This window comes from Streptomyces sp. NPDC058697 (assembly GCF_042715345.1).
Taxonomy (GTDB): Bacteria; Actinomycetota; Actinomycetes; order Streptomycetales; family Streptomycetaceae; genus Streptomyces; species Streptomyces liliifuscus.
In genome coordinates this window covers 82,252-88,278 of the sequence record NZ_JBHXSU010000035.1, presented here as the reverse complement: position 1 = coordinate 88,278, position 6,027 = coordinate 82,252, and the positions used below count along the sequence as shown (strand labels likewise).

The window sequence follows — 6,027 nt, the reverse complement described above, 5'->3', positions numbered from 1 at the left end:
ACCCCTAAAGACCTAGGGGCGCGGGGAACTGCGCAATCTTTTGGGGGTTCGGGGGCGAAGCCCCTGAGTAAGGGACGGGAATGGGTAGGGGCGGCGGGGGCGAGAAAAGGTCCGCGGAAGGGGAGGCTAGAACACCACCACCGCCCGGCCCCCCTTCCCCGCCAGCATGTTCTCGAAGGCCGAGGGGATGCCCTCCAGGGCGATCCGTTCGGTCACCAGGGAGCCAAGGTCCAAGCGGCCCGCACGGACATGTCCCGCCAGGACCGGCAGGTCACGCGCCGGATCCGAGTTGCCGTAGACGCAGCCGGAAAGCGTGCGGCCCCAGTGGAAGAGTTCGAGTGCGTTGAAGGAGACCTGCTGGTCCTTGCCGCCGATGCCGACGACCGTCGTACGGCCGCCCCGGCGAGTGGACTCCCAGGCCGCCCGAATCGTGACGGCACGCCCAACGCACTCAACCGCCACATCGACCCCCTGCTTGCCCGTGAGCCCACGGATCTCCCGAGCGGTGGTGTCGGACGCGACGACATACTCCGTCGCCCCGGCAGCCCGCGCCAGGGACTCCTTCTCCGGCGAGACATCCACCGCCACGATCGTCGACGCGCCCGCGATCCGCGCGGCCTGGATCGCCGCGAGACCGACCCCGCCGGCCCCGAACACCGCGACGGTCTCCCCGGACCGGACCCGCGCCGAGTAGTGGACGGCCCCGTACCCGGTGAGCACGGCGCAGCCGAGCAGCGCCGCGTCCGTCAGCGGAATCCCGGCCGGCGCCGGGAGCACGCAGGCGCCCGCCACCACCGTCTCCTCGGCGAACGCGGCGACGTTCAGCCCGGGATACAGCTCGGCCCCGTCGGAGGAGCGCCGCGCGTACACCTCCCCCGCCCCCGCCAGCGCGTTGGCGCACAGCCACACCTCGCCCAGCGAGCAGGCGTGGCAACTGCCGCAGGAGGGAGCCCAGTTGAGGACCACTCCGTCCCCGGGCACGACGTGTGTGACCCCGGGTCCGACGGAGACGACGGTCCCCGCTCCCTCGTGGCCGAGCACGGCGGGCACCGGCACCCGCATGGTGCCGTTGGACAGGGAGAGGTCGGAGTGGCAGACCCCGGCGGCGGCGAGCCGTACCCTCACCTGCCCGGGGCCCGGCAGCTCCGGCAGCTCGATCTCGGTGATCTCCAAGGGAGAACCGATGGCGGGCAGGATCGCGGCGCGAACCGTGTGCGTCGCACTGGCCATGTCGTACACCCCTCCTGGAGCTAGAACTGCAGGGACTTGGTCTGGAGGTACTCGGACAGGCCGTGCGAGCCCAGCTCCCGGCCGACCCCCGACTGCTTGTAACCGCCGAAGGGCGCAAGGGGGTTGAAGCGTCCGCCGTTGATGTCCACCTGTCCGGTGTCGAGTTGTCGCGCGAAGGCCACGGCCTCCGTCACCTCGCCGGCCCACACCGCCCCCGCCAGCCCGTACACCGTGCCGTTGGCGATCCGCAGCGCGTCGGCCTCGTCCTCGTACCGGAGTATCGCGAGCACGGGGCCGAAGATCTCCTCCTGGGCGATCGTCATCTCGGGGGTCACGTCGGCGAAGACGGTCGGACTGACGAAGTAGCCCTGATCACGCGGGGCTTCGGGGCCGCCGGCCACCAGTCGCGCACCTTCCGCGACACCCTTCTCGATGTAACTCCACACGCGCTGCTGCTGCTTGGCGTTGACGACGGGCCCCATGCGCTCGCCGTACTTCGCGGCGGCCTCCACCGCCAGCGCGACCGCCTCGTCGTACCGCGAGTCGTGGACCAGCATGCGGGTCCAGGCGCTGCACGTCTGGCCGGAGTTGGACATCACGTTGGCCACGCCGACGTTGACCGCCTTGGCGAGGTCGGCGCTCGGCAGGATGACGTTGGCGGACTTGCCGCCGAGTTCCAGGGCGACGCGCTTGACGGCCGCACCCGCGGTCGCGCCGATGTGCCTGCCGACGGCCGTCGAGCCGGTGAAGGAGACCAGGTCCACACCCTCGTGCCCGGCGAGTGCCTGGCCCGCGACCGGGCCGAGGCCGGTGACGAGGTTGAAGACACCGGCCGGAAGGCCCGCTTCGTGGACCGCCTCGGCGAAGAGCTGCGCGGTCAGCGGGGTGTCCTCGGCGGGCTTCAGCACGACCGTGCAGCCTGCCGCGAGAGCCGGGGCGACCTTGGCGACGATCTGGTGCAGCGGGTAGTTCCAGGGGGTGATCGCGCCGACCACGCCGACCGGTTCCAGGTGGACGGTCGAGTTGCCGACCTTCTCCTCGAAGGCGTACGAGGCGGCCAGTTCGGCGTACGAACCGGCGACCGCGATGGGCGCTCCGACGTGCACGGCCTGCGAGAGCTTCGGCGGGGAGCCGAGTTCGGCCGTCACCGTCTCGGCGATCTCCTCCTTGCGGGCGACGAGGACGTCCCGGAGGGCGCCGATCCGCGCGGCCCGCTCGGCGGGCGGTGTGGCGGCCCAGGCGGGCAGGGCTCCGCGCGCGGCTCGTACGGCGGCGTCCACGTCGTCGGCGGTGCCCGCCGGGACGTGGGCGATGACCTGCTCGTCGGCCGGGTTCACGACGGCGATCGTGTCCGTCCCGGCGGCCGGGCGCCACTCGCCGTCGATGTACATGCCGTCGTGTGCCTTCATGCGTTCCTCCCGGGAGGGGCGTCGTCTCCGCCGCCCAACCTAGCCGTCGTCCGAGACCCCAAACTAGCGGTGTTAGTTTTTGGGCACCAGGGGTCCCCGGACCTCAGAAGTCCGCGCGCGTCGGTTCGTCGAGGCGGGCCACGGACTCCTGGCCGAACTCCTTCTCGTACGCGTCCCGGATCCGCTCGATCCCGGGGTCGGCCGCCTTCGCCCGCCCCACGGGATACAGCAGGATCAGCTCGTACGACCGCTCGCGCTCGATGACGCCGTTCCTGTCGCGCCACTGCCCGCGGCCGTCCTGAACGGTGAGCCCGTCCGGGAAGGCGGGGGTGACCTGCCGGTCGACGAAGTCCATGAACTGCCCGTCGGTGACGGCCGGGCCACCGTCGGGGCGCTCGGTGCCGAAGAGGAGGCGGGTCTCGACGTACGCCGCACCCCTGGCCGTCGGAGCGGTCAGAGCCGCCGGGGCCGTTGCGGTCGTCGGCCGGGTGTCGGCGTCGGTGAGTGTGGCGTACGCGGCCGGGGCGCCGGCGAAGAGGAGGGCGGAGGCCGTCGCGACGGCGAGGCGGGTACGCGTGGTGTTCGTGATCATGAACGCATGCCTAGCGGGCCTCAGTCCTCCAGGTCGGGCAGGCGCGCCGGAGCCGGGGAGATCCGTACGCCTTCGTGGTCGAAGACGAACAGATGGGCGAGGTCCACGAGGAGCGGGACCTGCATGCCGTGGTGGAGTTCGTGGTCGGGTGTCGTACGGACGATGAGGTCTCCCGGCAACCGGCCCTCGGGAGGCGGCAGTTCGGACCGGTCCGGCCCGGGGTCCTCCAGGACGACGACGGGTCCGGCCCGCAGCGCGCCCGCCCGGTCCCGCAGGCGGCCGAGGACCCCGCCCACGGGTCGGCGGCGGCGCGGCGGCCGGGGCATGGGGCGCGGTGCCTCCAGGTCGGGTACGAAGGCGGGCTGGGAGCCGGTGTTGAAGTGGACGAGGACCTCGTGCCCCTGGAACTCGACGTGCTCGACGAGCCCGCTGATCGCCACCTCGCCGGACCTGGCCTCCGCGGGCTTGGCGATGCGTACGGCCTCGGAGCGCAGGCCCACGATGACCTCGTGGCCCTGGTGCACGCGGAGCAACCGGTGGTCCAGGCACAGGGGTTCGGGCAGGACGAGGGCCTGGCGGCCGAGGCCGATCGACATGGCGCCGTCGAGCGGGGCGAGGACGACGCCGCGCAGGAGGCTGATACGCGGGGTGCCGATGAAGGCGGCGACGAAGACGTTCTCGGGCAGCGCGTAGACCGTGCGCGGCGTGCCGACCTGCTGGAGGACACCGCCGCGCAGGACGGCGACCCGGTCGCCGAGGGACATCGCCTCCGCCTGGTCGTGGGTGACGTACACCGTGGTGACGCCCAACCCCCGGGTGAGGCGGGCGATTTCGGCGCGCAGCCGGTTGCGGAGCTTGGCGTCCAGGTTGGCGAGCGGCTCGTCCATCAGGAAGGCGGAGGGGTGCCGTGCGATCGCCCTGCCCATCGCGACGCGCTGGCGTTCGCCGCCGGAGAGCTGGTGGGGGAAGCGGTCGAGGAGGTCCTCGATGCCGAGCATCTTGGCCGTGGCGTCGACGCGCGAGCGCGGGTCCTGGCCGGGGCTCTCGATGCGCAGTGGGAAGCCGATGTTGTCGCGGCCGTTCATGGTCGGGTAGAGCGCGAAGTTCTGGAAGATCATCGCCATGTCCCGGTCGGCGGGCTCCAGATGGTTGGCGTACACGCCGTCGAGCCGTATCTGTCCCTCGGTGGGGTCCGTGAGTCCGGCGATCATCCTCAGCACGGTCGACTTGCCGCAGCCGGAAGGACCGAGGAGCACCAGGAACTCGCCGGGCGCGACGTCGAGCGACAACCTCTCCACCACAGAGACACCGCGGGTGTAGGACTTGCTGACCTGTCGAAGGGAGATGGCGCGTGACATGGGACGTGACCCCCGGGGGCTCACAGGGCGCTGTTGCTCCGCGATCGGAGGTCTCGCGGGTCGTACGAGACCTATGAGTCACGGAAGCTAACGGACCGCACACATCCCGGGGAAGACTTGCGGCGGAATCGGACGGGGCATGCGGAGTGCCCCCTTGTGAAACCTGGCGTCCGGTCAACTCCGGTGCGAAAGAGGTCTGTTCAGCGTCTCTCGGGCTCCGGTGCGGATGGCGTACGTCCCCTACGTTCCGCCGGCTCGGGGCCGGCGGCGCCCGTACGGCCCTGTCGCAGTCCGAGCCCCGAGGCGATCAGCAGCAGCGCTCCGAGCATGACGAAGGGCGCGGCCACGCCTGCGACTCCGGCGACCAGGCCCGCGGCGGCGGGCGCTGCGACCTGGCCGAGCCGGTTGCCGGTCAGGCGCAGGGCGAGGGCGGTGGAGCGGGCGTCGTCCGGGGCGGCCTGGACGACCGTGGTCATGGACAGGGGCTGGCCGACGCCCAGGCAGAAGCCGAGCAGGGCGAGGATCACGGCGAGGCCCCAGACCGGCACGGGCAGCGCGATCCCGGCGCACAGCAGGGCCCCCAGCAGACAGGTCGTGCTGAGCAGCGCGGCCCGGCCGAGGAGCCGCAGCATGGGCGTCATGACCAGGCGGCAGGCGATGGTCGCCGCCGCGCGGAGGCTGAGCAGCAGGCCGATCACGGAGGGCGCGATGCCCCGGTGTTCGCCGACCACCGGCAGATACGCGGTGAGGATGTCCGTCGCGGACAGCACGGCGAGGCTGATGAAGATGCCCGCGGGTACGCCCCGGGTGCGCAGTATGCGGTGCACGGGGACCCGATCGCCGCGTCCGGTACGGGACTTGGGCCGGTCGCGGTGCTCTATGCGCCACAGCGAGACGAACGAGACCGCGGCGACGCCGCCCGCGACCAGCAGGGCGAGGGCGCTGGTGCCCGCCATGTCGGGGCCGCCGATCAGGGCGCCCGCGGCGATCGGTCCGACGAGCTGGCCGAGCGAGGCGCCGATGGTGAAGTGGCCGAAGTTGCGGTCCTGGTCGGGCGGTGCGGACTGGCGGGCCACGATCGACTGGGCGCCGATCACGAAGGAGAGGTGTCCGAGGCCCATCACCCCGCTCCAGGCCGCCATCGCGGCAAGGGAGTTCGCCGTGCCGCTGAGGGCGCAGCCCCCGGCTATGAGGACGACGCCGACCGGGAGCAGCGGGGCGCACCGGCCGTGGTCGGTCCTGCGGCCGAGCGGTACGGCGGCGAACAGGGGCAGCAGTGCGTAGACGCCGGCGATGACACCGATCGCGCGCTCGTCGGCGCCCAGCGCGAGGGCCCGGTAGGAGACGGCGGGCCGTGCCATCGACACCGCCCCCTGCGCGAAGCTGAAGGCGATGACGAGGCGGAGCAGCCAGCCGCGGTTCCCACCGGGCCTCACAG

At 72.2% G+C, this 6,027-nt stretch carries 5 protein-coding genes; all 5 read right to left on the bottom strand.

All coding sequences use genetic code 11. The annotated features are described in order from the left end of the window. Window positions 1–126: 126 nt before the first annotated feature. A complete protein-coding gene (locus tag ACFWXQ_RS43095) occupies window positions 127–1,230 on the bottom strand; it encodes a Zn-dependent alcohol dehydrogenase (protein WP_383949650.1) in 1,104 nt (367 codons plus the stop codon). Window positions 1,231–1,250: 20 nt separating this feature from the next. Then, the gene (locus ACFWXQ_RS43090; protein ID WP_383949653.1) at window positions 1,251–2,639 is read right to left on the bottom strand and encodes an aldehyde dehydrogenase family protein; all 1,389 of its coding nucleotides are present in this window, start codon (window positions 2,637–2,639) and stop codon (window positions 1,251–1,253) included. A 103-nt stretch (window positions 2,640–2,742) separates the two neighbouring features. Next, on the bottom strand, window positions 2,743–3,231 hold the full coding sequence (locus tag ACFWXQ_RS43085) for a DUF3574 domain-containing protein (protein ID WP_383949656.1): 489 nt from the start codon (window positions 3,229–3,231) through the stop codon (window positions 2,743–2,745). A 20-nt stretch (window positions 3,232–3,251) separates the two neighbouring features. Further along, window positions 3,252–4,589, bottom strand: a complete 1,338-nt coding sequence (locus ACFWXQ_RS43080) for an ABC transporter ATP-binding protein (RefSeq protein ID WP_383949659.1) — start codon at window positions 4,587–4,589, stop codon at window positions 3,252–3,254. 200 nt (window positions 4,590–4,789) lie between these two features. Beyond that, window positions 4,790–6,025: an MFS transporter gene (locus tag ACFWXQ_RS43075; protein ID WP_383949662.1), complete on the bottom strand. Its 1,236-nt coding sequence runs from the start codon at window positions 6,023–6,025 to the stop codon at window positions 4,790–4,792. Window positions 6,026–6,027 lie beyond the last annotated feature (2 nt).